The organism is Arsukibacterium indicum (assembly GCF_019100565.1).
In the GTDB taxonomy this organism is placed as follows: domain Bacteria; phylum Pseudomonadota; class Gammaproteobacteria; order Enterobacterales; family Alteromonadaceae; genus Alishewanella; species Alishewanella indicum.
Genome location: NZ_JAHRID010000002.1, coordinates 161635 through 178149 on the forward strand (window position 1 = coordinate 161635; position 16515 = coordinate 178149).

16 protein-coding genes are annotated in these 16515 nt (G+C 48.6%); 6 read left to right on the forward strand and 10 right to left on the reverse strand.

Features of this window, described 5'->3' with window-relative positions:
• Positions 1-157 precede the first annotated feature (157 nt).
• From KQY15_RS05305 to KQY15_RS05315, 3 genes are all read left to right on the forward strand, one after another.
• A complete protein-coding gene (locus KQY15_RS05305; protein WP_217667953.1) occupies positions 158-1213 on the forward strand; it encodes a hypothetical protein in 1056 nt (351 codons plus the stop codon).
• A complete protein-coding gene (locus KQY15_RS05310; RefSeq protein WP_217667954.1) occupies positions 1210-1581 on the forward strand; it encodes a hypothetical protein in 372 nt (123 codons plus the stop codon). The genes KQY15_RS05305 and KQY15_RS05310 overlap by 4 nt, the downstream gene beginning before the upstream one ends.
• Before the next feature lie 125 nt (positions 1582-1706).
• A complete protein-coding gene (locus tag KQY15_RS05315; RefSeq protein ID WP_217667956.1) occupies positions 1707-1979 on the forward strand; it encodes a hypothetical protein in 273 nt (90 codons plus the stop codon).
• 133 nt (positions 1980-2112) lie between these two features.
• Here the strand turns inward: KQY15_RS05315 and KQY15_RS05320 are convergent, their stop codons facing one another.
• The 10 genes from KQY15_RS05320 to KQY15_RS05365 all read right to left on the reverse strand — a co-directional run bounded on the left by KQY15_RS05320 (position 2113) and on the right by KQY15_RS05365 (position 13008).
• Positions 2113-2556, reverse strand: a complete 444-nt coding sequence (locus KQY15_RS05320) for a nuclear transport factor 2 family protein (RefSeq protein ID WP_217667958.1) — start codon at positions 2554-2556, stop codon at positions 2113-2115.
• A gap of 124 nt (positions 2557-2680) precedes the next feature.
• The gene (locus KQY15_RS05325; RefSeq protein ID WP_217667960.1) at positions 2681-3583 is read right to left on the reverse strand and encodes a tetratricopeptide repeat protein; all 903 of its coding nucleotides are present in this window, start codon (positions 3581-3583) and stop codon (positions 2681-2683) included.
• Positions 3584-3663: 80 nt separating this feature from the next.
• Positions 3664-4572 (reverse strand): tetratricopeptide repeat protein, encoded by a 909-nt coding sequence (locus tag KQY15_RS05330; protein ID WP_217667962.1) that lies wholly within the window; start codon positions 4570-4572, stop codon positions 3664-3666.
• A 360-nt stretch (positions 4573-4932) separates the two neighbouring features.
• Positions 4933-5691 (reverse strand): SDR family oxidoreductase, encoded by a 759-nt coding sequence (locus KQY15_RS05335; RefSeq protein ID WP_217667964.1) that lies wholly within the window; start codon positions 5689-5691, stop codon positions 4933-4935.
• A complete protein-coding gene (gene mmsB, locus KQY15_RS05340) occupies positions 5692-6579 on the reverse strand; it encodes a 3-hydroxyisobutyrate dehydrogenase (protein ID WP_217667966.1) in 888 nt (295 codons plus the stop codon).
• A gap of 29 nt (positions 6580-6608) precedes the next feature.
• A complete protein-coding gene (locus KQY15_RS05345) occupies positions 6609-7745 on the reverse strand; it encodes an enoyl-CoA hydratase/isomerase family protein (protein ID WP_217667968.1) in 1137 nt (378 codons plus the stop codon).
• Positions 7746-7750: 5 nt separating this feature from the next.
• Positions 7751-8524 carry an enoyl-CoA hydratase gene (locus tag KQY15_RS05350; protein WP_217667970.1) on the reverse strand — a complete coding sequence of 258 codons (774 nt, stop codon included), beginning with the start codon at positions 8522-8524 and terminating at the stop codon, positions 7751-7753.
• A gap of 245 nt (positions 8525-8769) precedes the next feature.
• Positions 8770-9927, reverse strand: coding sequence for an acyl-CoA dehydrogenase family protein (locus KQY15_RS05355; RefSeq protein WP_217667972.1), 1158 nt, complete (start codon positions 9925-9927; stop codon positions 8770-8772).
• Positions 9928-10103: 176 nt separating this feature from the next.
• Positions 10104-11600, reverse strand: coding sequence for a CoA-acylating methylmalonate-semialdehyde dehydrogenase (locus KQY15_RS05360; protein WP_217667974.1), 1497 nt, complete (start codon positions 11598-11600; stop codon positions 10104-10106).
• A 214-nt stretch (positions 11601-11814) separates the two neighbouring features.
• A complete protein-coding gene (locus KQY15_RS05365; RefSeq protein ID WP_217667975.1) occupies positions 11815-13008 on the reverse strand; it encodes a thiolase family protein in 1194 nt (397 codons plus the stop codon).
• Between the two features lie 276 nt (positions 13009-13284).
• Here KQY15_RS05365 and KQY15_RS05370 point away from each other — a divergent pair, with 276 nt between their 5' ends.
• The 3 genes from KQY15_RS05370 to KQY15_RS05380 are packed head-to-tail and all read left to right on the forward strand — an operon-like array spanning position 13285 to position 16501.
• On the forward strand, positions 13285-13689 hold the full coding sequence (locus KQY15_RS05370) for a MerR family transcriptional regulator (RefSeq protein WP_217667977.1): 405 nt from the start codon (positions 13285-13287) through the stop codon (positions 13687-13689).
• Between the two features lie 33 nt (positions 13690-13722).
• Positions 13723-14892 carry an isovaleryl-CoA dehydrogenase gene (locus tag KQY15_RS05375; RefSeq protein WP_217667979.1) on the forward strand — a complete coding sequence of 390 codons (1170 nt, stop codon included), beginning with the start codon at positions 13723-13725 and terminating at the stop codon, positions 14890-14892.
• 1 nt (position 14893) lies between these two features.
• Positions 14894-16501 carry a carboxyl transferase domain-containing protein gene (locus KQY15_RS05380; protein WP_217667981.1) on the forward strand — a complete coding sequence of 536 codons (1608 nt, stop codon included), beginning with the start codon at positions 14894-14896 and terminating at the stop codon, positions 16499-16501.
• The last annotated feature ends 14 nt before the right edge of the window (positions 16502-16515 follow it).

Here is a 16515-nt window from a genome sequence, read left to right on the forward strand (position 1 = left end):
ACGAATTTATCAACAAATATAATTTCCCCAGACGCAGTATCAGCTCCCTTTCAAAGTGACATTTGTGATTTATTAGTTTAATAATAGTTAATATTTATTGATATATTGAAATGCTTTGCCTAAAATTCCGCGTAAAGCTGAAAATAAGGATATTGATATGGCGGAGTTTTATATTGCAACCCGGGCGCAGCGCGCCAGTGACATTTTTGCGTCAGATCCCGATTTACTCACCCGTTTTAATGAGTTTAACCGTAGCAGCACTATGGATATGCTGGTTCCGGGTAAACCCTATTTAACCTCCTGCGGCCCGAACGATAGCTTTATTTCCGGACATATGTCGGCCATGCCACTCGCTGCGCAGCAACGTATTGCCCAAACTTATTCTCACTATGAAGAATACACCTTACCTATTGCGCAAACCGTGGATGAACATATTAAGCCAGTAATGGAACGGATTGAGTTACATGGCTTACCAGCATCGGCTGCGGCTATCAGTTTAGCAAGTGAGCAAAGTAGTGCTTTGCAAAAGGCATTAATAAAATATCAGGTTGCGCTGGAAGATTTACATCAAGCCAGCCAGGCCAAAAGCGCGGTTAGCGGAGCTCGAGCCAAAGGCGCTCATAATCCATTGGTCGCTGCCAAAGAAGCAGCAGTTCGTGCGGCACATGCAGATTTGATTACACGCTTCCAAGCCCAGTTAAAGCGCTATGCCGCACTCAACAAAGCCAGCAACACCAAAACCTCACTCGCGAATGTTGATCGCAGCATTAATGTCGCCAAAAGTGGCCGCAATATGCATGGTAATTCAGCGGGTAGCCAGCGCACCGCAAATACCTTGCAGGTCAGCACTTCCCAGCAAGTTGTCGCCCTCAACAACTACGCCCGATACAGCCGTATACTGGGTAATGGCGCTATCCTTGTAGATATTGGATTTCGAGCAAACAAAATTAGAGGTGTAAGTGCAAACGGCGGTGATGGCAGCAGAGAGTTGGTAGTTCAAAGTGCAGGACTAACTGCTTCAATTGGTACAGGGCTTTTAGTAGGTAAGGTAGCAGTAGGTATCGGTATAAAACTGGCATTGGGCCCGGTAGGCTGGGTTGTTCTGATTGGACTAGGTTTATATGCTGGTTACAATGCATCTAAAGCGACTGATGAGTTTGCACAAGAATACTTCGGTGCTAAGTACGATCAAATAACAAGGATGCGCAGGTGAAAGAAGTCCAATTGGAAAACTTTTGGTTGGGCGATTTATTCGCAATATTGCTTATTTCAACGGTTATTTCCTGGTTAATATTTGCTCAGTTTAGTATGCGTCCTATTGAGAAAAAAATGCAGGCCAGCAATAAAGATAAGATTAGCCAATGGGATGGCCCGGGCTGGCGGGTAATGTGGTACGCCTGGGCGATATTTTTACCGATTTGCGGATTTAATAACTCCCGTGATCCGCTGCTCGACCCGGTTGAAGTAAAAAAACATGTCAGTAGAAAAGACCGCATCTTGGCTGCTTGGTTTTTTATTTCGATAACCGGTATGGTATTGAGCGGCCTTATTGGCAGTTATATATGGAAATCTGCCGGGTAAAATCATCACTTTAATTATTAGAAAACCTTTGTGGCAAACAGCGAAACTGAATTTTCATTACTAAACTAAACAATCTTTTCAGGTTAATGTTGGTTTCATCTGTTATTTCCTGGCTGGTTTTTGCAATGTTTAGCATGCGGCCAATAGAGCGCAAAATGAGGGCGGCTCAGAAAGATACAATTAGTAAGTGGGATGGCCCGGGCTGGCGGGTAATGTGGTACGCCTGGGCGATATTCCTGCCAATTTGCGGATTTAATAACTCACGCGATCCGCTGCTCGACCCGGTTGAAGTAAAAAAACATATCAGCAGAAAAGACCGTATCTTGGCTGCTTGGTTTTTTATTTCCATAACCTGGATGGTGTTAAGTGGTCTCATTACCAGTTATGTGTGGCAGTAGCTAAGATTAAAAAAGTGGTGTTTTAGTGCTCCCCAACTTTTATGGGAGAGAACGCAGTGTACGCTGGGGAGCTCTAATCGGGAATGCACCTGGTTTAGGGGATGCCTACACTATCAAATAGTATTGAAAATGCTTACTCCGTTTTTTTAGTCGCTTGCCAGTTCACTGCCTGCCACTGGCCATTTTTACGGATAAATGTACCGCTATTTAAAAAGCGCAGGGTTTCGGCATCTGAGGTGCCGACCAGGGTAAAGGCGACTACGGCCGTATCGCCGTATTGCAGAATTTGCACATCTTCGCTGCTGTAGCGCATGCCTATTTCATCGGGTTTAAGCTCACCGCGGCTGGTTACTGATTGCATCAATTCAGCCTTACCAAAACGGGTGCCGCTTGAGCTGGTGTAAATTAGTTCGTCGGCCCAGTATTTATTATGAATAGCCGGGTCGTTGCGGGTAGCGCCGTCTAAAAACTCGCCGAGCAGTGCGGTAAGTTCGGCTTTATCATCAGCGATGGCAAAAGTGGGGGTAAGTAATGCTGGTGTTAATATTAGCGTAGCAAGCAGTATGCTGGTTTTCATGCACAGTTCCCTGTTTTATATGTCGTTTTCAGAAGTTAGGCTATCACAGTATTTTTCTGCAACAAGTATTTCCATTAAAAAAGCCAGCGGGTGATGCTGGCTTTAACACACGTCATTGACTATTTTACCGGCGACCAGAAAGTGCCTGATTTAAATCAGAGTCACCTGATTTCGGCGTAACAATAAAGCAACCATTACTACCATCACAACTTTCAGTCATATTTTTGCTCATGCCGCCCCAGCTATAAAGACCTTTATGTCGTAATTGGGAAACAACATTGTAAAGTACGGCATCACCTTTAAACTCCTGGCCAATTACCTGAATAATTTCTATATCATAAGATTCTTGCAAATCAGCCACCAACTCTGCAGCCTCGGGTTTTGCTGCTAACGTATGAATTGCCTGCCGTAAAAAAGGCCTTGATTCTTCATGTCCCGACAGCACCAGCTTTTTATAAAGTTCAGCAGCGCTTTCCAAATCTGCTTCAGTAAAGGTGCCCTGATGTTTTAGCCTGGCCAGCAGGAACATCGCATCAACCAGACGCTGCTTGCTGGCTTTTTCAAGCAACAAAAACCCTTCTGAGCGGCTGGCATTATCTGGTTGCTGCAGCAACTGCAATGCTTTTTTGTATTGCGCTGGTGCATGGTTCAACTTAACAGCATCATCCAGTAAGGCCTCAGCGCGTTGCGTGTCCTGAGCCACAACAAAACCTACCTGATACCAATCGGATAGCAAATAAACCGCCATAGGATGGCGATAACTGACAGCCCGTTCCAAATAACTTAGTGCCCTTTGAGGGTCTGCTTCACGACCATCGCCCTTCGCATATACCATACTTAGTAAGGTCATGGCTTCAAAACTACCAAAACGCGCCATGCGATGCAGGGTTCTTATTTCATCGTTACACTTATCATTGCCGCAAGTCATACTATCGTTATCTGGGGCGTTTGATTGTGCATGCACTTCAGACTGTGGCAATATCGAAATAAGGCCTGCCATTAACAATAGTGGGATGATTTTAATCATTTTAACTCCTGTAAATGCAGATTTATTTACCCTTGAGAAAACGCCAGCACACAGTGCTGGCGTTTCTGTTGAAAAGGGCGTTATGGCCGCCCGGTAAGCATTTGCACCAGGTCTTTATCAACTCTTTGTGTAATCACTGTCATACAAGCGTTGCTCGGACTTGAATAGCAGGCATTGTTATAGTTTTTTTTCATGATACCAGTAGTATAGCTGCCGCGGTTACGTAATTGCGTTACCACATTTGTCAGCATATTCGCTGGTTTGAAATCGCGGCCAACAACCTTAATTACTTCCATATCATAGGATTGTTGCAAATCCGCCACCAATTCGGCCGCTGCAGGTTTTGATTCCAGCATCGCAATCGTCTCTTTCAGATAAGGCCTGGACTCCTGATGGCCGGACAACACCAGATTTTTGAAAAGTTGAGCAGCGCCTTCCAAATCAACAGCAGTAAAAGCCCCTTGCTGCTTTAATCTGGCCAGCAGGAACATCGCATCAAATAGTCGTTTTTCACTGGCTTTTTCCAGCAGCGACAAGCCTTCTGCAATGTTGTTTTCATCGGGTTGTTGTAGTAACTGCAGCGCCTTTTTATATTGAGCAGGTGGGTATTCCAGTTTAACAGCCTCGGTTAAAAACTTGTCAGCTTGTTGCAGGTCCTGCGCCACAACTATGCCCTGCCGATGCCACTCAGAAAACAAAAATACTGCCATAGGGTGATCATGATTTACCGCACGCTGTAAAAAGCTTAATGCTTTTTCAGGATCAGCTTCGCGGCCATCCCCGGTTGCATACACCATACTTAACAGCGTCATTGCGTCAAAACTTCCATGCCTGGCAATTGAATGCAATTTTCTTATTTCATCATCACAATTTTGTTCATTACATGCCTGCATGTCTTGCTCAGGGTTATCGGTCTGAGCGTAAAGAGGCAATGAGGATGTTATTGCAAACAGGCTTACCGTTGCTAAAAGCACATTGATTTTTTTCATTTTTATTCCTTTTAAGGCATGTGTTTTATTCTTAATCAGGTTAGTATCCAAAATTGGCACTGTCAACTCTCAATTTATTTAATGTTTACTATATTTTTACTCTCGTCCCAAACTATAGAGCACGAGGTAATTGTCCGTTAACGAGAGGAGTTACTGAAATTTGCGACATAAAAAGTGCCTTTATTATCAATAAATGCATTTTAAATATGATTACGGTATTTTTTAATTATTATTAAAAACCTTTCGCTAGAGTGTGCTTTTACTTGCTCTACCGATTATTATATAAAAATCGTTGGTTAGGGTTATTACATAAAAAGAAAAAGACGCCGCAGCGTCTTTTTTATTTCCATATTAACCAGCTTACATGCTGATGCCGCCGTCGATTTCCACTACCCTTCCGGTGAAAAAGTCGTTTTCGAAAATGTACTTTGCGGTATGGGCTATTTCGCTGGCCTCCCCAAGTCGGCCCACTGGTTTCATTTTCTCTAAACGATCACGCGCTTCTGGTTTCATGGCGTCGGTCATGGCCGTGCGGATAACCCCCGGCGCAATAGCACCGACCCGGATACCGAAACGGCCCAGCTCACGAGCCCAGGTTACAGTCATTGCTACAACACCGGCTTTTGAGGCAGCATAGTTAGTCTGGCCCATATTGCCGCCACGGGCGACACTGGACATATTGATAATGACGCCTTTAGTGCCGCGCTTAACCATTACTGCTGCTGCTTCGCGGCCACACAGGAACACGCCGGTTAAGTTAACGTCGATAACAGACTGAAACTGCGCCAGCGACATTTTGCTGACCAGCTCGCCGTCTTTGTATTTCAGCAGCAGGCCGTCACGCAAAATGCCGGCGTTGTTAATCAGGCCGTCGATGCCGTCAAAATCGCTGTCAATTTGGCTAAAAGTCTCTTCAACCTGGGCTTCGTCAGCAACGTTGGCACTATAAGTATGCACTGTCGTTGTGGCTGAAAGCTCAGCTTTTGCGGCAGCTAGCTGCTCGGCATTCATATCGATTAACGCCAGTTTGGCGCCTTCACTGGCACACATACGGGCCATTTCCAGGCCTAAGCCTTGGGCTCCGCCGGTAATTACGATAGTTTTGTTTTGCAGCTTCATTTATTTCTTCTCCAACATCTTAAAAATACTGGAGAAATCCAGTTTGCCGTTGCCGGCCTGCTGATGCTTCACATATAAACTATGCGCCAATTCACCTAATGGGGTGTTACTGCCGCTATGATTGGCTGATTCCAGCGCCAGACCCAAGTCTTTGGCCATTAAATCAACCATAAAGCCGCCCTGATAATCATTGGATGACGGCACATTGTCCATCACACCCGGGCAAGGATTGTATAGCTCAAGTGTCCAGTTACGGCCTGAGCTTTTCAACATAATTTCTGACAATATTTTGGGGTCTAGGCCATTATTGATACCCATCTGCAGTGCTTCAGAGGTACCGGCCATTAAAATACTCAGCAGCATATTGTTGCAAATTTTTGCCACCTGACCCGCGCCAATCACCCCGGCATGAAACAGGTTTTTACCCATATTGCTCAACACAGTTTTGGCGTTTTCAAAATCCTGTGCCGCACCACCAACAATAAAAGTTAAGGTGCCGGCTTTGGCGCCGCCTACCCCGCCGGATACCGGCGCATCGATAAAGGCAATTCCCTGCTCAGCTAAGCCCGTGCCTACTTTACGGGCGCTTTCAGCGTCAATAGTAGAGCAATCGATAACCAGTGCCTGTTTGCTGATCGAGCTGGCAATGCCCTGCTCGCCCAAATACAGGCCGATAACATGCTTACCGGCAGGTAGCATAGAAATAACATAGTCAACGCCAGCTACCGCTTCTTTAGCCGAGCTCGCCACCTTCGCCCCTTCGGCCTCAACTTGTGCCAGAGCAGCAGCTGATAAATCAAAAGCGACAACAACGTGACCAGCTTTAACCAGATTGATGGCCATTGGGCCACCCATGTTTCCTAAACCGATAAACGCAACTTTAGCCATAATAAATTCCTTGCAGTTGTTCGGGTAAATTAACTATCTAACAAGCCCAGATCTTTTAGCGGGTGCTCATTGTCCGGCCATGGTGAGCTGAACAGCAGCTCAATAACATCTGCAGGTACTTCATCAACCTGCTTATATTTCCAGTCTGGTTTTAAGTCTTTATCAATCAGCAAGGCACGTACGCCTTCCTGGAACTCGCCGAGCTGACCACACTGCACACTGATGCCAAGCTCCAGCCGGAAACTGTCGGCCAGTATTTTGCTCTGACCAAGTTGCAGCAGTTTAAATACAATATGAGCAGTAATCGGGCTGCCATAGGCCAGCGATTGCTTGGCTTTAACCAGCCATTTATCATCACCTTCTATCGCATTGATCGCCTTGATAACCTCTGGCAGGCTGTTAATGTCTTCAAGGGCAGTGATAGCATTCTGATGTGGCCGGATCTGACTTAACGGCATTTTGGTGCGACATTGCTCTTCTGCACTGCGCAACACATCTGATAATTTCTGATGATTAAGGGCGATCGTTTCGCCCCACTTCACCGTTAACAGCTTATCAACCAGCGCCGCTTTATCCTCATGCAAAATAAAATGATCAGCTAAATGAATAAATTTGGCATCAGCCGCATTAATAGAGGCGCCGGTTAACCCTAAGAAAATGCCACAACCCGGCGGCATCCTGTTTAAAAACCAGCTGGCGCCAACATCAGGATACAAACCAATTGCCATTTCCGGCATAGCAATCCGGCTGCTGCCGGTAACTACCCGGTGCGACGCGCCGGCCATCAGCCCTAAGCCGCCGCCCATTACGATACCATTCCCCCAGACCAGCACCGGTTTATCAAAAGTATGGATCAGATAATCCAGGGTATATTCTTTGGTAAAGAACTCTTCTACATAAGGATGATAATAATCCGGGCTTTCTTTCATCGCCTGATATAAATCACGGATATCGCCACCCGCGCAAAAGGCTTTATCACCGGCGCCCTGCAGCAATACCATGGCTATGCTTGGGTCATCCTTCCAGGACTGCATTTGCGGCAGTAACGACTCGACCATCGGCAAACTTAGTGCATTTAACGACTTTTCTGAGTTTAAGGTAGCAACCGCAATTTTTTTGCCATTGTCAGCCGTAAGTTCCTGATATAACACTACGTCTGTGCTCATAATTGTCACCCGTTTACCCAGTTAGCCTGGCGTTTCTCTAAAAAGGCCTGCACGCCTTCAACCTGATCTTTAGTATCAAATAAACCGACAAACAACTCACGTTCTAACGGCAAGGCTGCATTAATATTGCCAGTACGGCCCCGCTGAATAAGCTTCTTACAGGCCGTCACTGCCACCGGGCTTTGGCCAGCCACTTTGTCGGCCAGCGCCAGTGCTGCATCTAGCACCGTTCCTGAGGGAACTACTTCCTCTATCAAACCAATTTGCAGCGCTTTTTCAGCATTAAGCCGCTCGCCGCATAAAATCATCCGTTTTGCCCAGCCTTCACCAACCAGCCATGCCAGATTCTGAGTGCCACCGGCGCAAGGCAGTAAACCTACTTTCGCTTCAGGTAACGCCATTTGTGCTTGTTGTTCAGCAATCCGGATATCACAGGCCAATGCAACTTCCAGCCCTCCGCCCATGGCATAACCGTTAATCGCCGCAATTGACACACCACGAAAGGCGCTTAAGGTTTCAAAAGCTTCGCCAAAAATGCGCGCCATATCACTGGCGACGGCTTTGTCGCCATCGGCAAACACTTTTAAATCAGCGCCAGCTGAGAAAAATTTATCACCCTCGCCGGTGATGACTAACGCATAAATGTTTTTATCGTTGTTAAGGCTTTTAACCGTATCGCGCAGCTCGGTTAAGCTGGCGTGGGTCCAGGTATTGGCTGGCGGGTTTGCCATAGTGATAAGCGCCGTATGACCGCGCTTTTCCAGTTTTAATTGAGCCATTAATGTCTCCTTTTTGTTACCCGAACGTACTCAGGTAAGAAGGAGGATTAGCCTTGTTCTAAAGCGACCGTTGGAGGCCATGGTGCCGACAAATTCTTCAGGAACGAATTTGGACAGCTCTGCTGGCCCGAAGGGTAACTACCATAGACGGCAGTTACAAATCGAGCCCCATGGATGGTTTACGGCGTGTCGCTGTGGACAAGGCGGTTCCTCCTGATGATTAAGTTCATCTTTACGAAAAAATGTTACAGTATGTCGCCTGCAGCTTCATCCAGTAACCGCCGGCCAATAATCAGCCGCATAATTTCATTGGTGCCTTCCAGGATCTGATGCACCCGCACATCACGGAAATGCCGCTCCAGCGGATACTCTTTAATGTAACCATAGCCACCGTGTAGCTGCAGGGCCTGATCGCACACCTGAAAGCCCACGTCAGTCGCAAAGCGTTTGGCCATGGCACAGTAAGCCGTGGCTTCGCTGTCTTTTTGGTCCAGTTTAAACGCCGCTAAGCGCACTAACTGCCGGGCAGCCACTAACTCGGTAGCCATATCAGCCAGTTTAAACTGCAGCGCCTGAAACGCCGCCAGTGGCTTACCAAACTGCTGGCGTTCCAGCATATAATTGCGGGCCGTATTAAGTGCCTGCTGGGCGGTACCAATAGAACAGGTGGCGATATTAATCCGGCCGCCATCCAGGCCCTTCATGGCAAAACCAAAGCCTTCGCCTTCATTACCCAGTAGGTAATGAGCCGGAATACGCACATCTTCAAACGTAATTAAGCGGGTTGGCTGGGCATTCCAGCCCATTTTCTCTTCTGCTTTACCGTAAATTACCCCTTTGGCATCGGCCGGAACAATAAAAGCAGAAATGCCTTTCGGGCCAGCTTCGCCGGTACGGGCCATGACGACCAATACTTCAGTCTCACCAGCACCAGAGATAAACATCTTCGAGCCGTTTAGCACATAATCACTGCCATCTTTTTTGGCAGAGGTACGTAAACCCGCCGCATCAGAGCCTGAACCTGGCTCGGTTAAGCAGTAAGACGCCAGTTTCTGGCCGGTGACTAAATGCTCTACCCACTCGGCTTTAGCATCGCTGGTACCCCAGGTTGCAATCATCCAGGTGGCCATATTGTGAATGGTTAGCATGGCAGTGGTGGCAGTACAGCCCATCGCCAGTTGCTCGAAAATAATCGACGAGTCTAACCGTGATAAGCCCATGCCACCGTCTTCTTCAGCGGTATACAGCGAGCAAAAACCCAGCTCGCCGGCTTTTTGAATAACATCTTTCGGAAAGTGATGATCCCGGTCCCACTGTGCAGCATGTGGCGCCAGCTCTTGTTCAGCAAACTGTTTGGCCACATCAACAAAGGCTTGTTGGTCTTCTGTTAAATTGAAATTCATTTATATACCTTTTCAGGTTGTGGTGTCGGTGCACCTTATAATTTTGTTCAAACCATCTGGGGCTTGGCAGCACACTTTACACGCCGACACGCTATAAACCTTCCCTGGGGCTCGTTTCCGGCCATCCCTGGCCTCCAACGGTCGGCTTAGTAAAGTCTGCCACCCGCCTGGATACTTTAACGCAGGTTAATCGACATATTCGGGCCAGATACCGGAATATCGTCGTCAAACCAGCGGGCAGTAATGGTTTTGGTCTCGGTGTAGAAACGCACCGCCTGCTTACCATAAGCATGCTGATCACCGTAGAACGAGCCTTTCCAGCCAGTGAACGAGAAGAATGGCAGTGGCACCGGAATTGGGATGTTAATCCCTACCTGACCAACCTCAACTTCATGCTGATATTTGCGGGCAGCCGCGCCGCTGGCAGTAAAGATAGAGGTGCCATTACCATATGGGCTGTCATTAACTATTTTTAACGCGTCCTGCAACGTCGGAACCTGCATGGTGGTAAGCACCGGGCCAAAAATTTCCTGCTTATAAATTTCCATGTCGGTGGTGACATTACTGAACACAGTCGGGCCTACCCAGTTACCGTCCGGATAGCCTTCTACTTTGCAGTCTGAGCCATCCAGCACACAGGTAGCGCCTTCTTTTTTACCCTGTTCAATTAACGACAATACCCGGGCACGGGCCTGCGGGCTGATCTGCGGGCCGTAAGCGGCATTAGGATCGGTATAGACACCTGGCCGTACTTTGCCAATGGCAGCGGCCACCTCCGGGATCCACTCTGCAGCGGCACCGACAAATACTGCAACTGAAATTGCCATACAACGCTGACCAGCAGCACCGACAGATGCCCCCACTAAGGCATTAACCACTTGCTGCTTATTGGCGTCAGGCATAATGACCATATGGTTTTTCGCGCCAGCAAACGCCTGAACCCGTTTTAAGTTATCAGTGCCGGTTTTATAAATATACTGGCCAACATTGACTGAACCGACAAACGAAATGGCTTTAATATCCGGGTGGTGCAAAATGGCATCGACCTGCTCTTTGGCGCCATGTACGACCTGCAACACGCCTTTAGGCGCACCGGCTTGTACAAACAGCTCGGCAATCTTGTTGACAGTCATCGGGTCTTGCTCAGACGGTTTTAAAATAAAGGTATTACCGCAGGCAATCGCCATCGGGAACATCCACAGCGGGATCATCGCCGGGAAGTTAAACGGGGTAATACCGGCACAAACGCCCAGTGGCTGAATGTAGCTGTAAGTGTCGATGCTGCGCGCCACGTTCTCTACTGTTTCGCCCATCATTAATGAGGGTATATTGGCCGCCTGCTCTACCACTTCAATACCACGCCAGACATCGCCCTTAGCGTCTTCAACGGTTTTACCCAGCTCCTGACAGATAATGTCAGCGATATCGGCCTGATGTTCTTTTAACAGATGAGCAAAACGCATCATCAGTCGTGCCCGCTCGGATACCGGTACTTCTTTCCAGGTTAAAAAAGCGGCTTTGGCCGATTCAACGGCCCGGGTCATTTCTTCTGCGGTTGCGCAAGGCACCTGGGCTATCACTTCCTGGGTAGCCGGGTTGGTGACGGGGATCAGTTTGTCACTGTTTGAGGTGACGAACTCGCCGTCGATAAAATGCTTAACCTGTTGTGTCATATTGCTTCTCCCGGTTGTTAGGTGTGCCTTCAGCCTGTTATATGTCTAATAAGAGGTTGTGCTGAACGGCGGTATTTCGGTGCAAAGAGATCGGTTGCGATACCCGCTGTGCTCGCCACAGCAACTCTGATTTGTTGCACAAATCTTCAGACACTCTGTGGCTGCGCTATCGGGTTCCCAACCTCACTCCTGTTATTTCTTATACTGCTCTGATTTACAGAACTTCAACGGCTAAGGCCACGGCTTCACCGCCACCAATACACAGCGAGGCCACGCCTTTGCTCAGGCCACGGTTACGCAGCGCATGAATAAGGGTTACAAGAATCCGGGCGCCTGAAGCACCTATCGGGTGACCCAACGCACAGGCACCGCCGTTAACGTTAACTTTGGCTGCATCCAGACCCAGCTCGTTAATTGCCAGCATGGTTACCATGGCAAAGGCTTCGTTAATTTCCCATAAATCGACCTGCTCTTTATCCCAGCCGGCTTTTTGCAATACTTTTTGCATCGCGCCCACCGGGGCTACGGTAAACAGCGCAGGCTCCATTGAGTTAGTACTATGCGCCACAACGCGGGCAAGAATGGTAGCGCCCTGTGCTTTGGCATCCGCTTCACGCATTAATACCAGTGCCGCCGCGCCATCAGAAATAGAACTGGAGTTTGCGGCAGTAATAGTGCCGTCTTTGGCAAAAGCCGGCCGTAAACCAGGGATTTTATCCAGTTTGGCATTGCCTGGCTGCTCGTCCACTTTAAAGGTTACTTCACCTTTGCGGCTCTGGTAGGTTACTGGAGTAATTTCTGCGTCAAAAGCGCCGTTGGCGATAGCCTGCTGCGCGCGGGTGGTCGATTGCACGGCGAAGGCGTCCATCTGCTCGCGGGTTATGCCCTTTTCGTCTGCTGTACCCTGGGCAAAACAGCCCATGGCCTTACCGTCGTAGGCATTTTCCAGACCATCCAGCATCATATGATCTTTAATTTCGCCATGGCCCATCCGGTAGCCACTGCGCGCTTTGGCTAACAAATATGGTGCGTTTGACATTGACTCCATACCACCAGCGACAACTACGTCAGCACTGCCAGCTTTTAGTAAATCACTGGCCAGCATTACGGCCTTCAGACCTGAGCCACACACTTTGTTAATAGTGGTAGCGCCGGCACCCAGCGGTAAACCTGCTTTCAACATCGCCTGGCGCGCCGGAGCCTGGCCTAAGCCGGCAGGCAGCACATTACCCATGATCACTTCACTGACTTTATCGCCGCTTACTCCTGCCTGCTCTAAAGCCGCTTTAATGGCGGTAGCACCCAGTACTGTCGCATCAACGTCTGTTAAGCCACCCATAAAGCCACCCATCGCGGTGCGCTTCGCTGCAACAATTACAATATTTTGTCCGGTATTGTCAGAAGCCATTTTACTCTCCTATCAAGGTTGGCCTGAAAAGATGCCCAAGAGCCTACACCAAATTTACGTTTACGCCAACGTCAACTATCTAACACTATGGTAGTGTTGGCTGTTTATAGTTCGGGAAATGGTGCAGTAAACTGTACAGTCGGACCAGCAAAATCTGGCATTTTTGCTTTACAAAGCCAGCCAAATCGACTTTTTGTTGATTTGCAGCGCCTGCCATCAGCTTTACCTTTACGTAAACTTCACTTATAGTTGATGGCGTTTTTCGGGAAGGCGGTTATGACACAAAAAGAAGAAAAAACCTATAGTATCAGCGAGCTGGCGAAAGAGTTCGACATTACTACCCGCAGTATTCGGTTTTACGAAGATCAGCGGCTGCTTACGCCCCTGCGTAATGGCCAGACCCGCATTTATAGCAAACGTGACCGGGTACGTTTAAAACTTATTCTACGCGGCAAGCGGTTGGGCTTTAGTCTGGCTGAAACCGGGCAGCTGTTTGAACTATACGACGCCGATAAGAGCAGCGTAACTCAATTAAATACCATGCTGAAATTAATTGAGCAGAAAAAAAGTGAACTGCATCAGCAGCTTGACGACATTAAAGTAGTGCTAATGGAGCTGGTAACCGTTGAAAAACGCTGCCGCGATACCTTAGCCGACGCCAAACAATCCAAAACCGCCTAGGCGGTTTCAGCATTTAGCAAACGGGGATTTACCATGATTAGCAGTTACAAAGGCCTTAACTTCGATTTAGGCGAAACCGTCGATATGATCCGCGAACAGGTTAACGCCTTCGCCCGTGAAGAAATAGCCCCACGGGCTGAACACATTGACCAGGTTAACGAATTCCCGAACGAGTTATGGCGTAAATTTGGTGATTTAGGCCTGCTTGGCATTACCGTTGATGAGAAATACGGTGGTTCGGGCCTGGGTTACCTGGAGCATGTCGTGGCCCTGGAGGAAATCAGCCGTGCTTCAGCCTCTGTCGGCTTATCTTACGGCGCCCACTCCAATCTGTGTGTGAACCAGATTTTCCGTAACGGCACTGAAGCACAGAAAATGAAGTACCTGCCTAAGCTGTGCACTGGTGAGCATATTGGTGCGCTGGCAATGAGTGAGCCTAATGCCGGTTCTGACGTGGTCAGTATGAAACTGCGCGCCGAGAAAAAAGGCGATGTATACATTTTAAATGGCAATAAAATGTGGATCACCAACGGCCCGGATGCCCATACCTATGTGATTTACGCCAAAACCGATATCAATGCCGGCAGCAAAGGCATTACCGCCTTTATTGTTGAGCGCGGCACCAAGGGTTTTAGCACTGCCCAGAAACTGGATAAGTTAGGCATGCGCGGCTCAAATACCTGCGAACTGGTATTTGAGGACTGTGAAGTACCAGCTGAAAATATTCTCGGCCAGGAAGGCGGTGGCGTCAAGGTACTGATGAGTGGCCTGGATTACGAGCGCGTGGTACTGGCAGCCGGCCCACTGGGGATTATGCAGGCTTGTATGGACGTGGTGGTGCCTTATATTCATGACCGTAGGCAGTTTGGCCAGGCCATTGGTGAATTCCAGCTGGTACAGGGCAAACTGGCCGATATGTATACCCAGATGAATGCCGCCAAATCTTATGTTTACACAGTAGCCAAAGCTTGCGACCGCGGTGAAACCACCCGTAAAGACGCCGCAGCCGTTATTCTGTACTCGGCAGAGCTGGCCACCAAAATGGCCCTGGACGCCATTCAGTTACTGGGTGGTAATGGTTACATTAACGAATACCCTACAGGTCGATTACTGCGCGACGCCAAGCTTTATGAAATTGGCGCCGGCACCTCTGAAATCCGCCGGATGCTGATTGGCCGCGAGCTATTTACTGAGTCGAACTGATATGACCAAGATCGCTAGCAAAATTAATACGCGTACTGAAGAGTTTCAGAAAAACGCTGAGGCCATGCAAGCCGTGGTCGACGATCTGAACAGCAAAGTACAGCAAATTAAACTAGGCGGCGGCGAAGCATTAATTGCCCGCCACACGGCCCGCGGCAAGTTGTTCGTGCGTGAGCGCATTCAGAAATTGTTGGACCCCGGCTCACCGTTTTTAGAAGTGGGTCAGTTTGCCGGCTGGGAATGTTATGAAGACTATGTGCCAAGCGCTGGCGTAGTTGCCGGAATCGGCCGGGTTAGTGGCGTTGAGTGCATGATTGTCGCCAACGACGCCACCGTTAAAGGCGGCACTTATTATCCGCTTACCGTAAAAAAACATCTGCGGGCGCAGGAAATCGCCGAGCGTTGTCACCTGCCCTGCATTTATCTGGTCGACTCCGGCGGTGCCAACCTGCCGCGGCAAGATGATGTATTTCCCGATAAACTCCATTTTGGCCGGATTTTCTTTAACCAGGCCAATATGTCTGCTAAGGGCATTCCACAAATTGCCGTCGTAATGGGCCTGTGTACTGCCGGTGGTGCTTATGTGCCGGCAATGGCCGATGAGAGCATTATCGTTAAAGAACAAGGTACTATTTTCCTGGCAGGCCCACCGCTGGTCAAAGCCGCTACCGGTGAGGAAGTGTCTGCTGAAGAGCTCGGCGGGGCTGATGTGCATTGTAAAATTTCCGGCGTGGCCGACCACTATGCACTAAATGACGAGCACGCACTGCAACTGGCCCGCAATGCGGTAAGCCGGTTGAACCGGCCAGCGCCGGTGCAAATGGATGTGAAAGCACCGCAAGAGCCGCTATACGATGCTAAAGAGCTGTATGGCATTGTTGGTACCGACTTACGCAAGCCTTTTGATGTCAAAGAAGTGATTGCCCGGATTGTGGATGGCTCAGATTTTGATGAGTTTAAACAATACTATGGTTCAACTTTAGTTTGCGGTTTCGCACGCATCTTCGGCTATCCGGTCGGCATTGTTGCCAATAATGGGATACTTTTCTCAGAATCTGCCCAAAAAGGCGCCCATTTTATTGAGCTGTGTGCCCAGCGCAAAATTCCATTGTTATTCCTGCAGAACATTACCGGCTTTATGGTCGGTAAAAAATATGAAGCCGAAGGAATTGCCAAACATGGTGCCAAGATGGTGATGGCGGTTAGCTGCGCAAAGGTGCCTAAATTTACTGTGCTTATTGGCGGCAGTTACGGTGCCGGCAACTATGGTATGTGTGGCCGCGCCTATGACCCAACCATGATGTGGATGTGGCCTAATGCCCGCATTTCGGTAATGGGTGGCGAGCAAGCGGCCGGCGTGATGGCCCAGGTCACCAAAGACGGCCTGGCCCGTAAAGGCGAAACGCTGTCGGCAGAGGCCGAAAAGGCCCTGAAAAAACCGATTATTGAGCAGTATGAGAAGCAGGGTCACCCCTACTACGCCAGTGGCCGCTTGTGGGATGACGGTATTATTGACCCGGCCCAAACCCGGATGACAGTCGGTCTGGCGTTGGCGGCAGCACTGAATGCGCCAATTGAAGAGACTAAGTTTGGTGTGTTTAGGATGTAATTCTCATAACTTTC